Source organism: Veillonella parvula, from assembly GCF_040094895.1.
GTDB lineage: Bacteria > Bacillota > Negativicutes > Veillonellales > Veillonellaceae > Veillonella > Veillonella parvula_L.
The window spans coordinates 221,405-242,952 of the sequence record NZ_JBBNGV010000003.1 but is presented as its reverse complement, the minus strand read 5'-3'; the positions used below and the strand labels follow the sequence as shown (position 1 = coordinate 242,952).

Genomic DNA, 21,548 nt, shown 5'->3' with positions numbered 1-21,548 from the left:
ATGTTGTTTTTATGTTATAATGAGCACAACGTATGAAAGTGAGGCTTTCATCAAAACAGATCGGACTATATTGCACTGCGTATCGGATTGAGATAAAAATAGAAGTCTCTTGCGGTTGAAGCATCTGATAGTGCACTATACTCATTTGCTACGGCAAATGGCACACAAACTAGGAACGGCAAAATTTGATAGCGCATTTTTGCGCCCATTTGACGAGACGCTAGTATAATAGCGCCTTTTTCTTTGTGTGACATTTCCTCGTGGCATAGATCAATTCAAGTGATAGGTGAGAAAAACTATGTTAAATAAATTAATGAACAAAATTTTAGGAGGAACTGTGAATACAACAGATAATCAGGTTACTGCACAAGTGAAAGCAGAACCAACAGTAGCAAAAACTGCTACTATTACAGCTGCGGCTGAAGGCGAGCAAAAACAAACGCGTCGCCGTACAAATACACGCCGCCCTGCTGGCGAAGGTCGTACGCGCCAACAAACAGCTAGTGAAGGTGAAGGTTCGACACGCCAACGCCGTTCTACAAATACTCGCACAAGTGCGAATGGTGGCCGTACTAATACGACTCGCCGTACAAATACACGTCGCAATGCCGAACAAGGTGAAGGTCAAGAACGCAAAACTCGCCAAACTCGTGCACCGCGTGGTGAAAATACACGTAATACGCGTACCAATAATGGTCGCAATGGCCAAAATGGTCAGAATCGCAATAATAACCGCCCAAATAACCGTTCTACAGGTTGGAATAATCAAGAGGAACAAGTGGAATTAGTTGGTCGTACGCCAAATGGCGCCAACAAGGGCAAATTCCAAATCATCCCACTAGGTGGTCTTGGTGAAATTGGTAAAAATATGACCATATTCCAATACGAGGACGAAATTATCGTTCTTGATTCAGGGCTTGCATTCCCTAGTGAAGATATGCTTGGCGTAGATATCGTTATTCCTGACATGAGCTATATTATCGAGAATAAAGACCGCGTGAAAGCTGTCGTAATTACTCATGGCCATGAGGACCATATCGGTTCTTTGGCGTACCTTATGAAAGAAATTAGTTGCCCAGTATACGCAACAAATCTCGTTTGTGGATTAATCGAAGGCAAGTTTAAAGAACATAAGGTATCTCCAAAATGTCTTCGTACGATTGCTGCCGGTGATGAAGTTCAAATTGGTCAAGTGACTGTTGGTTTCATTCAAACAAATCACTCCATTCCTGACTCCTGCGCTGTATACTTTAATACACCAATCGGAACAATTCTTCATACAGGGGACTTTAAAATTGACCAAACCCCAGTTGATGGCCGTTTGATGGATATGCACAAATTTGCTGAGCTCGGTAACAAAGGCGTATTAGCGCTATTATCGGACTCTACAAATGTAGAAAAACCAGGCACTACCGGATCTGAAAGTTCCGTAGGTCCTGCGATTAAACAAGCCGTTGGAGAAGCAAAAGGTCGCGTTGTTTTGGCAACATTCGCATCCAACGTATCTCGTATACAACAAGCTATTGATGCGGCAGTTATGTTCAACCGTAAGGTTGTAGTTATGGGTCGCAGCATGGTTAATGTTACAGAAATTGCCCAAGAGCGCGGATACTTGAATATTCCACCAAATACAATCATCGACGTAGATGTAATGCACAACTACACAGATGACCAAATCATGATCTTAACGACTGGTTCTCAAGGTGAACCGATGGCAGGCTTGTCCCGTATGGCTACAAGCAATCATCGTACTGTAGAATTGGCACCGAATGATACTGTTATCATTTCTGCTACACCAATTCCAGGCAACGAAGGTGCTGTAGGTAGAACTATCGATAACTTGCTTCGTTTAGGTTGTAATGTGGTATACGGTAAAGACCGTGGTATTCACGTATCTGGACATGCGAGCCAAGAAGAGCTTAAAACAATGCTTAACCTTGTTCGTCCAGAATACTTTATTCCAGTTCATGGTGAGTATCGCATGTTGCGCCGTCATGGTGAACTCGGTGTGGCCATGGGCGTAGATCCTAAGAAAGTTCTTATCGGCGATAATGGTCAAATCTTTGAATTTGATAAAGATGGTGGTCGCAAAGGTGGCCGCGTACAAGCTGGCGCTATCTTCGTTGATGGTCTTGGCGTTGGTGACGTAGGTAATATCGTTATCCGCGACCGTCAACAATTGGCACAAGAAGGTATGGTTATCGTTGTTATGGCGATGGACAAAGCTTCCGGTACTATCGTAGCTGGTCCAGACCTCGTATCTCGTGGCTTCGTATACGTTCGTGACGCAGAAGAACTTATGCTTGCTGCAGAGCGCCGCGTAGAACAAGTTCTTGAAGATTGCGAAATGCAACGCATCAAAGATTGGACAACCATTAAGCAAAACGTACGTGACGCATTGGGTAAATTCTTCTATGATAAAACCCGTCGTCGTCCTATGATCTTGCCGATTATTCAAGACGTATAGATATAATTAAGACAAGCAGTTGTTAAAGTAGTTATTTAACAACTGCTTGTTTTTCATTGGTATATGATTGTAAAATTAATGTAATCAAAGTAGGAGTTTTACAATTGGTAGCGAATACTATTTAGTAGAAGAGTAATAAGGGATAAAAGGAGGTGATGGTATGTCTGAACGGTTCCCAGTGAGTGGGGCTATTTTAAACTGGTTGCCTAAATATAGTGGTAAAGGTTATGAAGCTTTCTATAAGCGATTTCCAAAGTATGGAGAGTGGATTGCAGGTCGTGTGCATCCGACAATTTGTCAAATACAGGCATTAGCTACTTTTTCCAATGTACCGTTAGGATATATTTATTTAAAGAATCCTCCACCGTTATCGGATAAAGAGATTACTGATTTTAGAAAACTGAATGGTGAAATCGCTGACAGACCATATAGTCCTGAGTTAAGAGATACTATTTATGATATGCAGATTCGACAAGATTGGTTGAGCCAATATCGAAAGCTTAATTTAGGAATAGATGCGTTACCTTATGTAGGGAGCTTTTCTAAACGTATGGATAGCAGAGATCTTGTGCATCAAGCTTATTCGTTATTAGATATAGAGGCTGGCTGGCAAATAGGTGTAGCGGATCCGTTTACATATATACGCAAACGCATCGAGACTATAGGTGTTACTGTATTTGTTAACGGCATCGTGGGCTCTAATACTAGACGTAAATTATCCGTTGATGAATTTAGAGGGTTTACATTAATTGATTCTTATGCACCTATTATTTTTATCAATGGAACTGACTCGAATCATGGTAGGCTGTTTACGATTATTCATGAGCTTTGTCATATATTATTAGGTGAAGAAGGCGTTACTGATAGCTCTTCTGAGCCGTATTGTAACAGCTTTGCAGGTGAATTTCTTGTGCCGAAATCCCAATTTATTCCTTTGTGGAATGAACATCCGGAGGATTATGAAACCATAGCTAAGCGCTTTAAGGTGAGTGAGTATGTTATCTATCGGATAGCATTAGAGCATGGATATATTACTCGAATTCAATATCATAACCTAGTGGAATGTTTTAATCAGAGATTAGAAAGCTTACCTGAACGAGAGACAAGAGATGGTGGAAATTTTTATGTCACTGCTCATGCTCGGTTGGGGGAAAGTTTTAGTCGTACTGTTGTCAAAGCCGCTCGAGCAGGCGAACTGGCATATCGAGATGCGTATGAGTTGTTAGGCTTACGTGGTAGTACTTTTACAAAATATGTGAATGAATATAGTTTTTAGGAGAGAAAACTATGTATGTCCTTGATAGTAATACCTTTATAGATGCAAAGAACCGATATTATGGGTTTGATATTGTTCCATCATTCTGGAATGAGTTGATATCTCACAGCAGAGGTAATATTTTAACTATTGATCACATTAAAAATGAAATTATGAGTGGTAATGATGAGTTATCTATTTGGTTTGACACTCATTATTTGAGGTTTACCGAAGCGACAAATGATGTTGAGATACAAAATACATATGCAGATATAGCTGAATATGTGATGTTAAATCAACAATATAAGGATGCTGAAAAACATCGTTTTTTGGCTAAAGCGGATCCTTGGCTTATAGCTTATGCGAGTGTCCACAGAGGTGTAGTTGTAACCCACGAAGTTCTAGCGGGACCAAAGACTACAAAAGTCAAGATACCGGATATATGTGAGTATTTTGATGTTTCATATGTGAATGTATTTGAAATGATGCGCCAACTACATATGGTAATATGAGATGAGGAGCTACTTTAGGTAGCTCCCTATTTTACGTTGCCTGTGTGTGCTATCAGTACTATAAATAGCACTACTATCGCAATTATCTACCACATGGGGTATTTGAAGTTACCTTTTTAAACTGTTATAATTAAAAGATACCAATTAATATATCTTCTTATGTAAGAATGGTGATTTATGAATAAAACAAATACAAGAGCGATGGTGGAAACTGCCTTTGTTAGTGCTATAGGTGTTATCCTTAGTGCTATCAGTGTTTATATACCAGCTTTCGCCTTTTTATCATTTTTTGTTACACCTGCGGCCATTGGCATAATTGGAACAAAATGGGGCCGTAAATATAGTATATCGGCAGCTATTGTTACTACTTTCTTAGCAGTAATTTTATTTGGACCATGGAATGGTATACCTGTTGGCTTATTTGCTGCGGTAGGTGTAGGAGTAGGAGAGGGTAATCGTCTTTCATTGGGAACGATTAAACGGTTACTACTCCCTAGTATTGCTATGTTTGTTGCTGTATTAGTAACTTTCATTGCACAAGCGTATATATCTGGTATTGACTTATCAATGATAGATATACAGATGACAGAGCAAGCTCGTATGATTGCTGATCAAGCATTACAAACGAATTCTAATATTACACAAGAACAAGCGGATTTATTTGTGAAAAATGTAGATAAGTTAGCTACTGGTTTGAAGGATGCGTTTTTTGTAGCTATAGCTATAGCTGCAGTATCATATAGTTATATAACTATTCAGATATCTATATGGTTAGGCAAGCGATTACATATTTCCATACCTCGATTTTTACCGATTGAAGAGTGGAAGATGCCTGTCTGGAGTGCCGGTTTATATGCGTTAGGCATTATTGGTATATATGGTGCTCCACATATTAATATGGATTCTTCATGGGTCACAGCCATTAGTACTAATGTATTACTCCTCGGTAGCTCTATGTGTTCTGTTCATGGCTTTGCAGCTTTAGCAGACTTAATGAGTAGTTATCGCATGAGTAATAAATTGAAGTGGATATTGCTTGGTGTATATGCCTTCTTCTTTGGACAAGCACTAGCGATATTTGGTGTTATAGATATGTTTTTAGATTTACGGACACGTTACAAAGCGCGTCAATAGTAATAGAAAGGAGGCCGTTATGAAATCCTTTCAACGGAGATGGAAAGGTTTAGAAATTACCATTGTTGCCGTTCTCGTATTATTGCTATTATTGCTGGCCTATTTAAATTGGGCTATTGCGATTTTAGCATTAATCATTGTAGTAGCGGCGTATTTGGTTAATTATAATACCCTTCATAACCGGCGTCGTTTAGCAAGAGAACAGTTTAGTGCGATGATGAAAAATGTCACACAAGCTTCTAACTTTGCTTTACAAAATTTGCCAATGGGGATTGTTCTTGTTAATAAGCAAGGCACATTGGTGTGGAATAACAGTGTTTTCGCTGACTGGGTTAAGGTGGATTGGAATAAGCTCCAAAAAATGTCTGCCTTGTTGCCTGGTTTCCGTATCGATAAAATCTGGGGTAAGTCCGGATATATGACGGAAAAATATGAAAATCGATACTTCCAAATTATTTATAAATTTATCGATCCTCGGGATACCCGATCAGATATTGATAGTGAAGATGAACTGGCGGAACATGCAGTGATGGCGCTGTACTTCAAGGATATTACGGACCTAGAAAAAGCCCGTATTAAAGCCGAAGAGGGACAGCCTGTATGGGGTATGATTCAAATCGATAATCTCGAAGAATTGACAAAAGGTCTTAGTGATCGTGAGTATACTAGTATTTGGACAGATATAAATAATATCATTATGGATGAAATCGACCGCTACGAAGGTTTTATTCGTAACTTCCAAGATGATATGTATACCTTTGCCATTTCTCGTGGTGCGCTTCATGAAATGGAGGAAGATGGTTTTAAAGTGCTCGAACGAATTCGTAAAGTACCATCTCCGCGTCAAGTACCAGCTACGATTTCTATTGGTATTAGTGAAAATGTAGGTTCTGTGAAAGATGTATCTGGTCGTGCTCGTGCAGCCTTAGATATCGCCTTAGGTCGCGGTGGTGACCAAGTGTGCATTATGGATGGTGAAAGTACGCGTTTCTTTGGTGGCAATACGGCAGGCGTTGAGAAGAATACGCGCGTTCGTGCTCGTGTTGTATCTCAAGCAATACATGAGCTTATGATTGATTCTGATAAGATTCTTATCATGGGGCATCAACGTGAAGACTACGATGCATTAGGTGGTATTATCGGTGTAGCCGCCATTGCTCGAGCACTTGGTAAAGACGTGCGCATTGCGCTTTCAAAAGAAACTAGCGCCATCGATAAAATGGTGAATGTTCTTAACGAGTCAGAGTTCTGGAAAGAGAATATTATTACTGCAGAAGCTGCAAGAGTATGGGTAGATGCGAATACGCTCACTGTCGTGTGTGATACGCATCGTCAGGAAATGGTGGCGGCTCAAGAGGCGCTTGAAATTTCTGAACGACGCATCGTTATCGACCATCATCGCCGCGCAGCGGACTTTGTGGAAAATCCATTGCTTACCTATTTGGAACCAACTGCATCGTCCACATCTGAGCTCGTAACAGAGCTTGTACAATATGCAGGCGTTCCTGTAAAACTTTCAAAAGCGGAAGCTACAGGCATTTATGCAGGTATCGTATTAGATACGAAGAACTTTGTTCAACAAACTGGTGCGCGTACCTTTGAGGCTGCAGCATTTTTGCGCCGTGCAGGAGCGGATATCGACAGAGTTAAACAATTGTTTATTGAAACTTTCGATTCTATCCAATTGCGTGCTAAAATGGTATTTGAAGCAAGTCGTACTGAAGGGATTGCTATTTCCGTAGCGCCTGAAGGTTTGAAGGATATGATGGCGTTGGCTGCACAAAGTGCGGACATGCTCATCAGTAATGAAGATATTGAAGCAGCTTTTGTACTATATTCCCTAAATGATGGCGGTATCGGCGTCAGCGCTCGATCCAAAGGCAAGGTAAACGTACAAGTTGTAATGGAAGCCTTGGGTGGTGGCGGTCACAGAACTGTGGCTGGTGCTCAATTACAAGGTATGACCATAGAGGAAGCGAAGCAGGCCATTTTGGAGCATGCTCTTGAGGCGCTTCATTCCGTAGAACAAGAGGAGGAACAACAATGAAAGTAGTATTGTTAGAAGACGTTAAAAAAGTTGGTAAAAAAGGCGAAATCGTTGAAGTTAGCGACGCATATGGTCGTAATGTATTGATCAAAAAAGGCCTCGGCCTTGAAGGTACAGCAACTAACGTAAATAATGCGAAACAAAAACAAGAATCCATTGCTCATAATAAAGCCGTTGCAAATGACGAAGCTAAGATCTTGGCAGCTCAATTGACTAAGGTTGAAGTAACTGTAAAAGTTCGCATGGGCGAAGAAGGCCGTGTATTCGGATCCGTTACTGCTAAAGATATTTCCGATGCTGCTAAAGCTCAATATAAAGTGGATATCGATAAAAAGAAAATCGAAATCAAAGAACCATTGAAAACATTGGGCGTACATGACGTATTAGTTCGTGTTCATCCTGAAATTACAAGTACTATCAAGGTTAATGTAGTAGCCGAATAATAGTATTCACCATGCTCTTTGAGTATGGTGAATTCTTTTATCCATAGTGGTTGTGTGAAGGGGATTATCATGGATGTACGCATTCCACCGCATAATCTAGATGCGGAAAAGGCCGTTTTGGGGGCTTTATTAACTAATGGATCCAATATGGGAGCCGTTGTAGATACGGTGACGAGTATTCTTAAATCTGAAGATTTTTACCGAGATGCACATCGTATTATTTACGATGCTATTTTAGAAATCGTGCATGCCAATAAGACGGCTGATTTTATCACCGTTGGTGAAGAACTAGACCGTCGTAAGCGCCTCGATGCGGTAGGTGGTCTTGCTTATATTACATCTCTTGCGAATGAATCGGTTTCCTACAATGTAGAGGAACATGCGAGAATCATCAGCGAGAAAGCTCAGTTGCGCCGCCTCATCGATGCAGGGAATAAAATCGTAGGCATGACGTATGCTGGCGAAGATGAGCCGACGGCAATCCTCAATAAGGCAGAGCAAATGGTGCTAGACGTAAGCGGTCAAACTCAGTCTGAATCATCCTTTGCAGCCATTGGTGAAGTGGTTTTATCTAATCTAGATAAACTTAATGCACTGCAACAGCATGATGGTGCTATTACAGGCGTGCCAACAGGCTTTAAAGATGTGGACCATATTTTCAACGGCTTACAAAAATCTGACCTCATCCTCGTAGCAGCTCGTCCTGCGATGGGGAAAACAGCTTTCACCTTGAATATCGCTCAAAATGTAACGATGTTGTACGACAAGACGGTGGCGTTCTTTTCCCTGGAAATGGGCAAGGAACAGCTCGTTGGTCGTATTTTGTCCTCCGTGGCAGGTGTGAGTTCTGAAAAATTGCGCCGTGCGAACATGGATCCTGCTGACTGGGAAAAGGTTATTGCTGCAGCGGACCGCATGAGTAAATCCAAGCTCTTTATCGATGATACGCCGGGTCTTACCGTACAAGATATGCGCTCTAAATTGCGCCGTCTCAAGGTGGAACATGGCCTCGATCTCGTTATCGTCGATTATATTCAGTTGATGCAAGGTCGAAATGCTGGTAAGGGCAGTGAAAATCGTCAACAAGAGGTGTCCGAAATCTCTCGTAATCTTAAACTGATTGCTCGTGAATTTAACGTACCAGTTATCGCTTTGTCTCAGTTGTCTCGTAGTGTTGAAAGCAGACCAGATAAACGGCCTGTACTTTCGGACCTTCGTGAATCTGGTTCTCTTGAGCAGGATGCGGATATTGTTATCTTCTTGTACCGCGATAAATATTACGATGAAAACTCCGAAAAAGGGGACAATGCAGAAGTCCTTATTCGTAAACACCGTAATGGCTCCGTCGGTACCGTAGAACTCCAATTCGTTGGAGAATTAACACAATTTAGAGACGTAGAATTCCGAGACCTAGGGCCGGAACAATAATGAAAACTATCGTGGGGGGCCTATATTGATGGGGACCCGTGACATAGCTACATTTTAATTAAAAAGAAAGGACTATACTTCTTTGCTCCTCGTGACCTGATGTCGCTGCATAAGTATAGTCCTTTCTTTTTATCACTGTAGTTATGAAGGTGTCCCATCAATATAGTGGTACTAGATAGTTTTCGTTGTATTGTTGGGAGAGGAGCGTATGATGGTTAGAGGTACTGAGTTTTTTGTGTTTTACTTCTTTTGTGTGGCTCTTGGGTTAATAATTAGTGGGTTGTATTTAATTATCAAACGATTTTTATTACGTCGCAATGGAACTCCAGTAACGATTGTGTCTATACTTCCACGAGTTACAAAGGAAATACCGTTTAGAGTGATTGGTGCGGATAGATATATTTATGGTTATGATATTAAGTATATTTTGAATGGTGAAACTTATACTGCTGAGAGTGTAGAGTTTTATATTCCTTTTGCACCAACCAGTGGACCTATGGTTCAATTTAGTCGGACAGGTGTGCTTGCAAAAAATGGAGAAGTAAGTATAGATAATGTGACGATAACTATTGAGTATGGCGCTGTTTCAATTGTATTAGGGGGATTAGTGTTATTAAGTTTGTTTTGATAGAAATAAATTAGCTATCTTTAATAGTCTGTTAAATATATGGCATCTAACATTAGATTATATATCTAGTGTTAGGTGCTTTTTATTTTCTATAAATTTACTAGAATAAAAACAAACATATGTTTGAAAATACTCTATATTTTTGTTATACTAATCATAGAAGTTTTTGTGTTCTAATTTTTGTAAAAGCCAGTTGTTTAGCGATTTAGGGAGGTGTTTGTATGGGTTCAGCTGATACGGATCGGCTGTATATGTGCATTGATTTGAAGTGTTTTTACGCATCTGTAGAATGCGCCGATTTGGGACTGGATCCGTTTATGACGCCTCTGGTGGTGGCCGATGGTTCTCGTGGCAAGGGGGCTATTACGTTGGCTATTTCTCCTGCCTTAAAAAAGTTAGGTGTTAAAAATCGCAGCCGATTATTTCAGATTCCACCGTATATTGAGTATTTGACGGTGAAGCCACATATGAAGCGGTATATGCAGGTGTCTGCTGAGATTTATGGAACCTTGCTCAAGTATGTGGCGCCCGAAGATGTACATGTGTACTCTATCGACGAGTATTTCATCGATATCACGCCCTATTTACCACTATATAAAAAGACGCCTCGTCAGTTGGCGCAGATGTTACTCGATGCTGTGCTAGAGGCAACGAAGATTTATGCCACCGTTGGAATCGGAACAAATTTGTTTCTTGCTAAGATTGCCCTTGATATTTTGGCGAAACATGCGTCTGATTTTATAGGCTATCTTGATGAAAGCCTTTTTAAAGAGACAATCTGGTATCATCAGCCTTTGACCGATATATGGCAGATTGGTAAGGGCATAGCTAATCGTTTGCATAAGTATGGTGCTTATGACTTACATGGTATTACTATGATTCCAGAGACGAAGTTGTACAAGGAGTTTGGCATTAATGCAGAGCTCATCATTGACCATGCTTGGGGCCGTGAGCCTTGTACGATTGCGGATATCCATGCGTATCGACCTATTAAGCACTCTATCTCGCACAGTCAGATTTTGTTGCGTAATTATACCTATGAAGAGGCATACGTGCCTATGCGCGAAATGGTAGAGTCCTTGGTATTAGAGCTTTTACAAATCAAAGGGGTCACGAATCACATTCATGTCCATATCGGCTATGCTGATGAAATGATGCGCTCTACAGGAGGTTCTAAAAAGCTTAAGCAGTACACTGACTCTTTGCAGGTGTTAACGGCGGCAGTTATTAAATTATACGAGCAGCATTGCCGTAAAAATGAGCTCATCCGTCGCATAGGAATCAGCTTTGAGGATTTAGTCAATCGATCCGCCATACCTCAAGAGGTGGACCTATTTAGCACTCTTACTACAAATGAAGAGGAAAAAGAGCGACAGGTACAAGAGGCTATGCTATCCATTAAGGAACAGTTTGGTAAGAATTCTATTTTGCGTGCATCGAGCTTACAAGAGGAAGGCACCATGCGCTTTAGAAATACCTTGGTAGGCGGTCATAATGGGGAATAGATATTATAATGGATACATTGGAAATACATTAGTCGCGTAAGGGGAGGTATAAATTAATGAAACATCGCATGTCTCGGTTACAGCGAGCAAAACAATTTATGCCCTTTGCAGCATTGAGGGGATTTGAAGCGTTATTAGCCGCTGTAGCAAAGCCAAAAGAAAATCGGGCAGAGTTATCAGAGGATCAAATAGACGAGTTAAATACAGTTTTACAATCTGTACGTTGTGGGGAGTGGGTACGAATCGTTTACTACAACAAACGAAAATATACGGAACTTATAGGCGCTGTTGATATGATTAGTGAGCAATTACAAATTCTATCTGTACAAGGAACTGTTATTCCTTTCAGATATATTAAAGAGCTGAACTTGTATGATATATAAATATAAATGATGGCTTTTACTGTGTATGGTAAATAGACTAGAGTTAAGAAATAATTAGGTATACAATAGTATCATGGGTAAATATAGCTTTATAAAGATTTCTTTAGTTTTGTTGACTCTAATATACCTATATAATTTTTCGTGTTTTTTGACTTAGAAAGGCGGTGTATGTAATGCATGATGTCATATCATTACTTATAAATCGCTATGATTTTTTCCTCCAGCTATTATGGGAGCATATAGAAATTTCAGTATTAGCTTCTGTTATTGCTACCATCATCGGTGGCTTATTGGGTGTGTTTATATACGAATATAAACGGCTAGCTGCGCCAGTTATGGTAGTGGTTAATTTCCTATATACAATTCCATCTATATCGATGTTAGGCCTTTTGTTGTACGTATCAGGTGTTGGTAATACGACGGCTATCATTGCATTGGTTATATATGCTTTATTACCGATGGTACGAAATACATTTACTGGTCTTAACCAGATTGATCAAGCCATGTGTGAAGCGGGGATTGCATTAGGGCTCACGCGGATTCAACGTTTGTGGAATATAGAGATTCCTTTGGCTATGCCGACGATTATGGCTGGTATACGGACTATGCTCGTTATGACCATTGCCTTGACAGGTATTGCATCCTTTATTGGTGCTGGTGGTTTAGGTGTGGCGATTTATAGGGGCATTACAACGAATCAAAGTGCTTTGACGATTGCCGGTAGTCTACTGATTGCACTATTAGCCATTACTGTTGATGCGCTCTTTTCTCTAGGTGAAAGAGTAACGCGTATTAGCCCTCATATGAAGCGTTATACGATTATATTTGTTTCGATTATGACGCTAATTGCAATGGGTATAGGTGGCTGGGCTATGTATTGCCGTCATGTGAAGACCGATGTTATTCATATTGCAACGAAACCTATGACGGAACAGCTTATTTTGGGGAATGTTTTAAAAGAATTAATCGAGAAGAAGACTGATTTAACCGTAGAGGTTACAGAAGGTGTAGGCGGTGGTACATCAAATATTCAACCAGCTATGCTTTCCGGCCAATTTGATATATATCCTGAATATACTGGTACGGCTTGGTCTGCTGTGCTGAAACGTACGGATGCGTATGATGAAAGCCTATTTAATGAGCTTTCACAGGCCTACAAAGAGGAATATAATTTTGAGTGGGTCGGCATGTACGGCTTTAATAATACTTATGGCATAGGAGTGCGCAATGAGATTGCTCAGGCCTATGGTGTAAAAACGTATTCCGATCTTGCTCGTATAGCACCATCCCTAACATTAGGTGGGGAGTATGATTTCTTTGGTCGTGAGGATGGCTATGCTGGATTACAACATGTGTATGGCATGAGCTTTAAAGCTACTAAAGATATGGATATAGGGCTAAAATATACGGCTATTAGTCGTGGTGAGGTGGATGCAATGCCGATATTCACGACTGATGGTCAATTAAGTATTGCACCGATTACGGTGTTACAAGATGATAAACATTTATATCCATCCTATATGGCTGGTAATGTCGTACGTAGCGAAGTGTTGATTGCTCATCCTGAACTGCGGCCTGTATTAGAAAGTTTAAATCATACGATTACAGATCAAGAGATGGCGAAGATGAATTACGCCGTTGAAACGGAACATCAACTGCCAGCTGATGTAGCACATAAATTCCTGGTAGAACGAAATTTGATATAAGGTGAATATAGTTAGAACTAAAGTAAATAAAATTTGATATATATTGAATATGATTTTGTATTGACATTTAATTTCCTTTGATGTAATATAAACATATGAACAGATATTCATATAAATAAAAAATATCTGATGAATAATGTTTAGGAACATATATAACAAGATATGAAACAAGATATGTCTAATAAGTATTAGAAATAGACAATAAATTAACTTATAATACAAGATAGAAACTTTCACTATTATCAAAGGAGATATCATGGAAGAAACATTATTGTTGAAGGATTTGAACTGTCCGAACTGCGCAGCAAAAATTGAAGATCGTATCCGTAAAATGGATGTTGTAGAGACTGCCAATTTTACACTTGCTACACATCAATTAAAATTAACCGGCTCTTGGGAAGACCGTGAAGCGCTTAAACGTGACATTCAAGATATTTGTGATGCCATCGAAGAGGGCGTAACCGTAGCGGATTACGAGCGTAAATCTAAAGCGGCTATGGATGATCATGGTCCTGACCAGGATCGTGGTAGTGATGCTGTAACAATTGTAGTCATTGTAGCAGGTTTGTTATTCATGATTTATGAAGTTTTGTCATCCTTTGTCCCATCCATCGGCTTGCCAGAGAGTATTGAAACTCCAATTTATTATATTGCCTATATCTTACTTGCGTTCCCCGTATTGCGTATCGCAGGTCGCAATATCTTAAAAGGTCAAGTATTCGACGAGAACTTCTTGATGTCTATCGCTACATTGGGCGCTATTGCTATCGATGCATTGCCTGAAGCCGTAGGCGTTATCTTGTTCTACCGTATCGGTGAGTTCTTCGAAGAAAAAGCAACTGATCGTAGTCGTACAGAAATCATGAACGCTGTCGATATGCGTCCTCAAGAGGTGCGCGTTGTAGACACATGCGGCGGTGGTGAAATCGTAATTATGGCTCCTGAAAAGGTTGAGGTAGGCAGTACTATTGAAGTTCGCCCTGGCGATTTAATTCCTCTAGACGGTACCGTTTTAGAAGGTGAAACTCGCGTTAATACAGCTCCTGTAACAGGTGAACCTGTACCTGTTCGCGCTGTACCTGGCACACAACTTATGTCTGGCTGTATCAATGAATCTGGTCGTATTACGATGCGCGTTGATAAGGTTCTTGAAGAATCTATGGTTACAAAAATCCTTGATGCCGTTGAAAATGCAGCATCTTCCAAACCTAAAATCGACCGCTTCATTACGCGTTTTGCTCGTGTGTACACACCAATTGTTGTAGCTCTTTCCTTGGTGGTTGCTATCATCCCATCCCTTATTACAGGTGAATGGCATAAATGGATCTATACAGCCTTAACATTCCTCGTTATTTCCTGTCCATGTGCATTGGTACTTAGTGTGCCACTTGCATTCTTCTCCGGTATCGGTAATGCTTCTAAACACGGTATTTTGCTTAAAGGTGGTCGTGTTATCGAGGCGTTAGCTGGTGTGAAAGCAGTGGCTCTCGATAAAACTGGTACTATCACATCTGGTGAGTTCAAAGTTCACAGCGTAGAAACTGTAGGCTCTCATGTAAGTTCCAGTCAATTGTTATCCATGGCGGCAGCTATCGAAGCCGTTTCTACACATCCAATCGCAACAAGCATCGTGTCTGAAGCAAAAGATCAAGGCCTTACAGTGGAACCTTCTGATTTCGTTCAAGAATTAGCCGGTGAAGGTATGGTGGGCATGGTTGACGGCCAACAAGTACTCGTTGGTAACCGTCGTCTTATGGAACGCTATGCTGTTCAAGGTTATCCAACAGAAGCTACTGAATACGGCACAGAGGTTTTGGTCGCAGAAGGTAATGTATACCTTGGTCGCATCATCATCGCCGATGAAGCTCGTCCAGACTCCGCAGCGGCTATCGCTGATCTTAATGGTCAAGATATTAAAACGGTTATGCTTACAGGTGATGCTGAAGCAAGTGCTAAGTATATTGCCAAAGAAACTGGCGTAAGTGCTGTGCGTGCTCAATTGTTGCCTCAAGATAAATTATCCGTTGTACAAGATATTCGCTCCGAATATGGTCCTACCATGTTCGTAGGGGACGGTATCAACGATGCTCCAGTGCTTGCTGGTGCTGATGTAGGTGGTGCGATGGGTAGCGGTGCTGATGCGGCTATCGAAGCGGCAGATGTTGTATTCATGCGTCCATCCTTGACTGCTATTGCACATATCCTTGACTTGTCCAAAGCGACCTTGCGCGTTGCTTGGCAAAACGTAGTATTCGCTATTGCCGTTAAAATCCTTATTATGGCACTAGGTCTTATGGGCTATGCATCTATGTGGTGGGCCGTATTCGGTGATACGGGTGTATCCATTCTTTGTATCTTGAACTCTATTCGTATCTTACGCCGTTAATTTGGTGAAAGTAATCTTATAGAACCATACAGAAATATAACAAATAATACTATTCTGAACTGATAGAGTAGGATAAAACGAATAGCCTCTATATTAGCGACAAGCTAGTATAGAGGTTATTTTTATAAGATTTAACCTAATGATATATTGCTGATTATTTGTTTGCATACTTACTCACTGTAAGTTTTAGTGGTTTAATCTTTTGGTGGATTTTTTAGTTTAGCAGCCTTATTAATCTATCTGTTCGCTAGATTTTTTGGTAGATTTGATATAAGAATGTTTTGAGATACTTTTAACATATACAATTGTGCATTGTTAATAGACATAAAGTGATTTATGTATATACTACATAAACAAAACTTTCACAATTGAATTGAATAATAGCTATAAAATAGTATATAATTTATTAGATGATTACTATATGTTCGTTGGAAGGAGGGATAGCATGATCACGGTGTACAAACACATAGAAGAAGAGTTAGTTTCAGACTGCACTGTATCAGATGCCACAAAAGGTTCTTGGGTAAATTTGGTGAACCCAGACCCCGATGAGTTGTCCCTCATCAATATTTTGACGGAAATTCCAACGGACGTTTTAAAGACCGCCCTCGATATGGAAGAACGTTCTCACGTGGAGTTAGAGGACAACTATATTTTCGTGGTTATCAACATTCCTGCGATTCGTGGTAATGATATGTACGATACGGTGCCACTTGGTATCTTTTTGACTCCTGACTTTTTTATTACCGTATGTCTTGAAGAGTCCGAGGTGTTGTATCCGTTCATTTCAAACCAACTGTCTACGTTCTATACGTATAAAAAGACACGGTTCTTGTTCCAAATCTTGTACCGTACAGCGACGTTGTTCTTGCGTTATTTGCAACAAATCAATCGCCGTACAGACGACATTGAAATCCAATTGCGTCATACAACAAAGAACAAAGACTTCTTCCAATTGTTGGAATTACAGAAATCCATGACGTACTTTACCTCTGCGTTGCGTACGAATGGTACCGTTATGGAACGTCTATTGCGCTTGCGTGGACACAGTACTTATAGACATTTGCTCAAGATGTACGAAGAGGATGAGGACTTACTAGAGGACGTTATCATCGAGAATAAACAGGCCATCGAGATGGTTGAAATGTATTCTAATATCTTGATGAATATGATGAATGCCTTCACATCTATTATCTCTAATAACCTCAACATGGTTATGAAAATGTTGGCAACCCTTACCATTACAATGGCTGTGCCAACCATCATATTCAGTTTGTGGGGGACAAACGTGCACTTGCCGTTCCAAGATGATCCAGACGGTTTTGTGAAAGTTGTCATTATTTCTGTTATTTGCTCTGCCATCGCCATCTTTGGCATGTGGAAAAAAGACTTGTTCTAATATTTGAGAGTTGTTGAATGCTTAATTCCGTAGCAAATAGATGAAAGCATAATTTGATAGTAAATAGTTGAAAACTTTATTCAACATTAAATACACATGGAAAAAGCTGGCTTTGAGCCAGCTTTTTTCTTACTCTATATTACGTTATTGCTTATTATTGGGCCAATCTGATATAATAATACCGTTATGGAGAGGTGTCCGAGTGGTTTAAGGAGCTGGTCTTGAAAACCAGTGACTCCGCAAGGGGCCGTGGGTTCGAATCCCACCCTCTCCGCCACATTAGAAAGCCCTTTAGGTTATGATATCTACCCCCTTTACTGGATAACCAGTAAAGGGGGTATTTTAATGAGATATAGTTATGAATTTAAAAGAAAAGCAATTGAATTATTCTATCTAAATACAAAACTTTGGGATACAATGGTCTTATTAATAAATCTAAAGGGCAACCATTATTAGCAGACTTACTAATTGCTAACTGCTGTGCTTTAATCGCAGAATATTCTCCTTCAACGCGATTTAATTCTCTTGCTACAGTAGAATGGTGAACACCGATTAAGCTAGCAATTCTGCGAACAGAGTACTATGAGCCGGAATGTGGAAGATTTATCAACCAAGATCCGATTGGATTGGCTGGTGGTAGTAACCTCTATTGGGCTTTACAAAACAGTCAAATGTGGGCTGACCCATTAGGGTTAAGTTCTAAAAAATCGCCTGGAACATGTAATGATCCATGTGCAGGACAAGATCCTGCCGGTGAAGCGGCTGGCTGGCAAGGAAGTAAGTAAGTAAGGACTATCCAGGTGTAGATAATTGGAAAAATGTTGTCCTAGAAAAAGGGACAATATTGTTTACACTGTATCCACATGGGCCGGCAGGTATGGCTTCTGCCCCTGGGAATTATTTTGTTCGAGGATACGCTGTACGTTCTGCAAGAGGAAATGCCAGAGCATTTAACGATTCTGTATAGGTGAGACATAGTGGAAATGCTACTGCCGCACGTGACATGAGAAAACAATTACATATATTTGTAGTAGAAGAAGATATTTGCGTAGGAAAATCAAAAGCAAAAGCAAATAAAAAATATGGCGATGGGGGAGCAACCCAATATTATATTCGAGATATGGATAAACCGAAATTAACAAGTACTGGCAAACTTCGATCTTTCAGGAGGTAAAATTACATATGAATCAAATTAAATTATTTATACAACAAAAAAACATTGTCATCAATAATCTCTCCTTAAACTTTAATGATATTAAAGACATTAAAGAAAAAACTAAATTAATAAATTTTAAAAATATACAAGAAGGTATTTATTTATTTCAAGAAAATATTTATTACCTTGGAGAAGAAGGAAAAATATTTATTGACATATACAAAAAGGAAATTGATATCTTATTTAATGACTATTTTTATTTAACTAAAAACATCTTAGAATCAAAAATTATTCAAAATTTTCTTAATTTATATCCTCCTTTAAAATCATATTGTGTACTAAAAAGTGCTCCAGTACTCGAATTTAAAGGACCTGAATTGGCATGGAATTCCCTTTTGTTCATCTATGACTCCAAACAGGCGTCAATAAGGCTGAATATTTCATTCTAAAATACTACAGTAAAATAATAAGAAGTATTTATGAAACAACCATACGAAATACACTCAGATTTTTTTTAGAAAATGATTGCTTTAGGCTGGTATGAGAATAGAGAAATTATTTTAGATTCTCTACCCCGCCATTTAGAGGAGTTACCTGATAATGTAAAAAAATTTATAAGAGAAATATGGTATTTAACAATTAGCTATGACGCTTATTATCGTAGTAATGGACGCATCTTTCTATCTACGGTACTGCATAACTTTGGGGAAACTACAAATACCTTACTTGACTACTCTATAGATGATAAAGATTATATTTTTTATCAAAAATCTATTGGCAAAAAATTAAGAAATTTCGGCTTTGCAGATAACCGAGAAATCCTTATTGATGAACTGGGAAGAATTAATGGTTAATTCTATAAAGAATATGACTAAGGTTTAACTTAAGAAAGTGCGAATTGTTAAGTCAAGATCCTACAGTAGGTAGCAAGGTTATATGAGGTAATTAAAATGAAAAAGCTTTTTTTAAATCTAGAAGTAATTGATGGTTATCCTCCAGTATCTATGGAAAGCATTTGGGCAGAAGAGACCGAAGAAGGCTATCTTAAAATAAATAATATTCCTTTTTATAGCAAAGAAATCTCTTTAGGTGATATTGTTAGCGTAATACAAACAGAAGAAAATTACTTATTATATGATAAAACTATAATTCATAGTAAAAATAGTACATTGCGGATTGTTTTCTTCAATGAAAATCAGAAATTTAAAGATAAAATATTAACTAAACTACTAGGTCTTGGATGTGAGTCTGAAGCATTTAATGCAAATTTCCATGCAATAAACATACCAATTCAAGTAGATATAGAAGAAATATATATTTTCTTAGATGAGTTTGTGGAAACTGACGATTTAGATTATGACACAGGGTATTTGGCACAATAATTTGTGCAAGCTATAACTTGCGTAATATCGTAATATGTAGAAAATTCTAGCATTGTTTATGTAATAGAAATTTTAAGACTATGTGAAGGCAGCCACCTGTTACAAGAAGTCCACCCGAACGGAAGATATACCTATATCTACACCCATAAGCTCGTTTAAAATAATTTTCAGTCGACTTCAAACCTTCATCAAGATCTTTGAGAGATTTGTTTTTTGACAATCTCATTAATAAATTAAATGGTAAATAAATTATGAAATCTATTTTAAATTCAATTTTATCTCTAATAGTTTCCTCCTCTTCTAAATTACCTTATGTTTCACATTACTCGTATGATTTTCAACATGGCTGGTTAAATATAATTGTATCAGAATATAATAGTCAAAAAACTTGTGGAGACATAGGTATAAGTAATAATGAGTTACAATATAAGCTTTTTTGTGGGAAAGAAAATGGAAAAGGAAGGATTCCGTTAAGTAAAATAAAATTCAAATATGAGAAAGGTATTTTTTCTGCTCAAAGTATTATAAGTGGAAAAATATTTTTTTCAGTTAAATGTACACAAGAGCAATACAGATATATAGAAAAATATATTAAGAAATAAACAGCAAGCAGTAGCCCGAATGAAACTTCTTGAGGTATTACGAGCCTGAGGCCGGGCGGTTTGTGAATCAGGATCCGATTGGGCTGTGGGGTGGAGAGAATCTGTATCGGTTTGCGCCGAATACACAAATCTGGGCTGATCCGCTGGGATTAACTTTAGATCCCTATGCTTTTTTTGATGAAGCAATCCAACGACAAGGAAGTATTCAGAATGGCTCAGCTTATCCAGCAAATTTGAAGTATTCTTGGATGGGTTCTGATGGGTTGAAATATACTGTACGAGCTCATCCGGCAGATCCAAATTATGGGAAAACAGGAAGTATTTTTAGAGTTTCTGCACAAGAAATTGGGAAAGGGACTAGTTATTTGGGAACTGATGGTAAGTGGTATCATGAATCAACTTTGAAGCCTGGGAAAAAAGGTAATATCAATCCTAACTATAATAGTACTGCTGCCAGAGATACACATATTCAGATTGATCCAAATAAAAAGGTGGGTCATACACTTGGATCATGCGGTTCAACAACTGAAGATAAAGATACAGAGGGGAATAAATATGAAAGAATCCATAACTTATGAATTGATGAAATTCAATAATCACGTCAAAGAAAACTTCGATTGGTTAGACTTTCAAGTTACATTACTTGATTTTACAAGGATGAATATTATTGTTAGTGATGATCCAAGTTATTATTTTAATTATGAAATCAATTTGTATGGAGTTAAATATTTATCTGGAAATTTAACGTGGACTATTGATATTGATGAAGATACTTGTGTTGTTAAAATTATTGATGAAATAGATTCAAATATTTTACCAAGTTTACGAGAAAATTGTTTTTATTTAAGGTTTAATAATACTGATTTAGATACGCCATCATTTATTATTATGGCTGAAAATATTGTTATTTCTTATGAAAAAAAATATTTTAACCAGCTGTAGCCTACATGAAACTTCCAGTTTCTACGCTAGGTGTGAGTAGAACATACATGGTATCTGCTTTTTAAACAATATTAATGTTTTAATTGAGGTCGTCTGAAATATTCGTACTTTAAATAAATAATTCTAGATATTGCTAGATGATGGTAATTGCGCCAAATTACTTGCAGAGTTAG

At 38.7% G+C, this 21,548-nt stretch carries 20 protein-coding genes, 1 tRNA gene and 2 pseudogenes; 22 read left to right on the top strand and 1 reads right to left on the bottom strand.

What is annotated here, in order from left to right:
• Positions 1-298: 298 nt before the first annotated feature.
• The 14 genes from AAAT26_RS07110 (at position 299) to AAAT26_RS07045 (ending at position 17,570) form a co-directional block, all read left to right on the top strand.
• Positions 299-2,467, top strand: a complete 2,169-nt coding sequence (locus tag AAAT26_RS07110; RefSeq protein WP_080563437.1) for a ribonuclease J — start codon at positions 299-301, stop codon at positions 2,465-2,467.
• A 160-nt stretch (positions 2,468-2,627) separates the two neighbouring features.
• Positions 2,628-3,743 (top strand): ImmA/IrrE family metallo-endopeptidase, encoded by a 1,116-nt coding sequence (locus AAAT26_RS07105; protein WP_004698180.1) that lies wholly within the window; start codon positions 2,628-2,630, stop codon positions 3,741-3,743.
• 11 nt (positions 3,744-3,754) lie between these two features.
• A complete protein-coding gene (locus AAAT26_RS07100) occupies positions 3,755-4,234 on the top strand; it encodes a DUF4411 family protein (RefSeq protein WP_004698269.1) in 480 nt (159 codons plus the stop codon).
• A 177-nt stretch (positions 4,235-4,411) separates the two neighbouring features.
• Positions 4,412-5,368 (top strand): DUF2232 domain-containing protein, encoded by a 957-nt coding sequence (locus AAAT26_RS07095; RefSeq protein ID WP_004698114.1) that lies wholly within the window; start codon positions 4,412-4,414, stop codon positions 5,366-5,368.
• Between the two features lie 19 nt (positions 5,369-5,387).
• Positions 5,388-7,415, top strand: a complete 2,028-nt coding sequence (locus AAAT26_RS07090) for a DHH family phosphoesterase (protein WP_119562631.1) — start codon at positions 5,388-5,390, stop codon at positions 7,413-7,415.
• A complete protein-coding gene (gene rplI, locus AAAT26_RS07085) occupies positions 7,412-7,858 on the top strand; it encodes a 50S ribosomal protein L9 (protein WP_004694699.1) in 447 nt (148 codons plus the stop codon). Before AAAT26_RS07090 ends, rplI begins: the two co-directional genes overlap by 4 nt.
• A 69-nt stretch (positions 7,859-7,927) precedes the next feature.
• Complete coding sequence (dnaB, locus tag AAAT26_RS07080) at positions 7,928-9,286, top strand: replicative DNA helicase (protein ID WP_128114120.1); 1,359 nt, start codon at positions 7,928-7,930, stop codon at positions 9,284-9,286.
• Positions 9,287-9,494: 208 nt separating this feature from the next.
• Positions 9,495-9,914 (top strand): hypothetical protein, encoded by a 420-nt coding sequence (locus tag AAAT26_RS07075; RefSeq protein ID WP_287508273.1) that lies wholly within the window; start codon positions 9,495-9,497, stop codon positions 9,912-9,914.
• 221 nt (positions 9,915-10,135) lie between these two features.
• Entirely contained in the window at positions 10,136-11,419 is a 1,284-nt protein-coding gene (locus AAAT26_RS07070; protein WP_287508274.1) for a Y-family DNA polymerase, read from the top strand.
• 56 nt (positions 11,420-11,475) lie between these two features.
• The gene (locus AAAT26_RS07065) at positions 11,476-11,802 is read left to right on the top strand and encodes a YolD-like family protein (RefSeq protein WP_004694706.1); all 327 of its coding nucleotides are present in this window, start codon (positions 11,476-11,478) and stop codon (positions 11,800-11,802) included.
• Positions 11,803-11,975: 173 nt separating this feature from the next.
• Positions 11,976-13,508, top strand: a complete 1,533-nt coding sequence (locus AAAT26_RS07060) for an ABC transporter permease/substrate-binding protein (RefSeq protein ID WP_349209038.1) — start codon at positions 11,976-11,978, stop codon at positions 13,506-13,508.
• A gap of 256 nt (positions 13,509-13,764) precedes the next feature.
• Positions 13,765-15,894 carry a heavy metal translocating P-type ATPase gene (locus AAAT26_RS07055; protein ID WP_349209037.1) on the top strand — a complete coding sequence of 710 codons (2,130 nt, stop codon included), beginning with the start codon at positions 13,765-13,767 and terminating at the stop codon, positions 15,892-15,894.
• A 445-nt stretch (positions 15,895-16,339) separates the two neighbouring features.
• The gene (locus AAAT26_RS07050) at positions 16,340-17,293 is read left to right on the top strand and encodes a magnesium transporter CorA family protein (RefSeq protein ID WP_287551696.1); all 954 of its coding nucleotides are present in this window, start codon (positions 16,340-16,342) and stop codon (positions 17,291-17,293) included.
• A gap of 188 nt (positions 17,294-17,481) precedes the next feature.
• Positions 17,482-17,570, top strand: a tRNA-Ser gene (locus AAAT26_RS07045).
• A 153-nt stretch (positions 17,571-17,723) separates the two neighbouring features.
• Here the strand turns inward: AAAT26_RS07045 and AAAT26_RS07040 are convergent.
• Positions 17,724-17,873 (bottom strand): annotated as a pseudogene (locus AAAT26_RS07040) (helix-turn-helix domain-containing protein); the annotation flags it as partial.
• 46 nt (positions 17,874-17,919) lie between these two features.
• Between AAAT26_RS07040 and AAAT26_RS07035 the strand changes: the two are divergent.
• The 8 genes and pseudogenes from AAAT26_RS07035 (at position 17,920) to AAAT26_RS07005 (ending at position 21,375) form a co-directional block, all read left to right on the top strand.
• Positions 17,920-18,078 carry a hypothetical protein gene (locus AAAT26_RS07035; RefSeq protein WP_229055754.1) on the top strand — a complete coding sequence of 53 codons (159 nt, stop codon included), beginning with the start codon at positions 17,920-17,922 and terminating at the stop codon, positions 18,076-18,078.
• An 11-nt stretch (positions 18,079-18,089) separates the two neighbouring features.
• A pseudogene (locus AAAT26_RS09660) lies at positions 18,090-18,467 on the top strand (hypothetical protein); the annotation flags it as partial.
• Between the two features lie 8 nt (positions 18,468-18,475).
• Positions 18,476-18,898, top strand: a complete 423-nt coding sequence (locus tag AAAT26_RS07030; RefSeq protein WP_049514526.1) for a hypothetical protein — start codon at positions 18,476-18,478, stop codon at positions 18,896-18,898.
• A gap of 72 nt (positions 18,899-18,970) precedes the next feature.
• Positions 18,971-19,303 (top strand): hypothetical protein, encoded by a 333-nt coding sequence (locus tag AAAT26_RS07025; RefSeq protein ID WP_195394725.1) that lies wholly within the window; start codon positions 18,971-18,973, stop codon positions 19,301-19,303.
• 96 nt (positions 19,304-19,399) lie between these two features.
• Complete coding sequence (locus tag AAAT26_RS07020) at positions 19,400-19,831, top strand: DUF4265 domain-containing protein (RefSeq protein ID WP_195394726.1); 432 nt, start codon at positions 19,400-19,402, stop codon at positions 19,829-19,831.
• 251 nt (positions 19,832-20,082) lie between these two features.
• Positions 20,083-20,433: a hypothetical protein gene (locus AAAT26_RS07015; RefSeq protein ID WP_270279007.1), complete on the top strand. Its 351-nt coding sequence runs from the start codon at positions 20,083-20,085 to the stop codon at positions 20,431-20,433.
• Between the two features lie 29 nt (positions 20,434-20,462).
• Positions 20,463-21,011: an RHS repeat-associated core domain-containing protein gene (locus AAAT26_RS07010; RefSeq protein ID WP_349209036.1), complete on the top strand. Its 549-nt coding sequence runs from the start codon at positions 20,463-20,465 to the stop codon at positions 21,009-21,011.
• On the top strand, positions 20,989-21,375 hold the full coding sequence (locus tag AAAT26_RS07005; protein ID WP_270279006.1) for a hypothetical protein: 387 nt from the start codon (positions 20,989-20,991) through the stop codon (positions 21,373-21,375). Before AAAT26_RS07010 ends, AAAT26_RS07005 begins: the two co-directional genes overlap by 23 nt.
• The last annotated feature ends 173 nt before the right edge of the window (positions 21,376-21,548 follow it).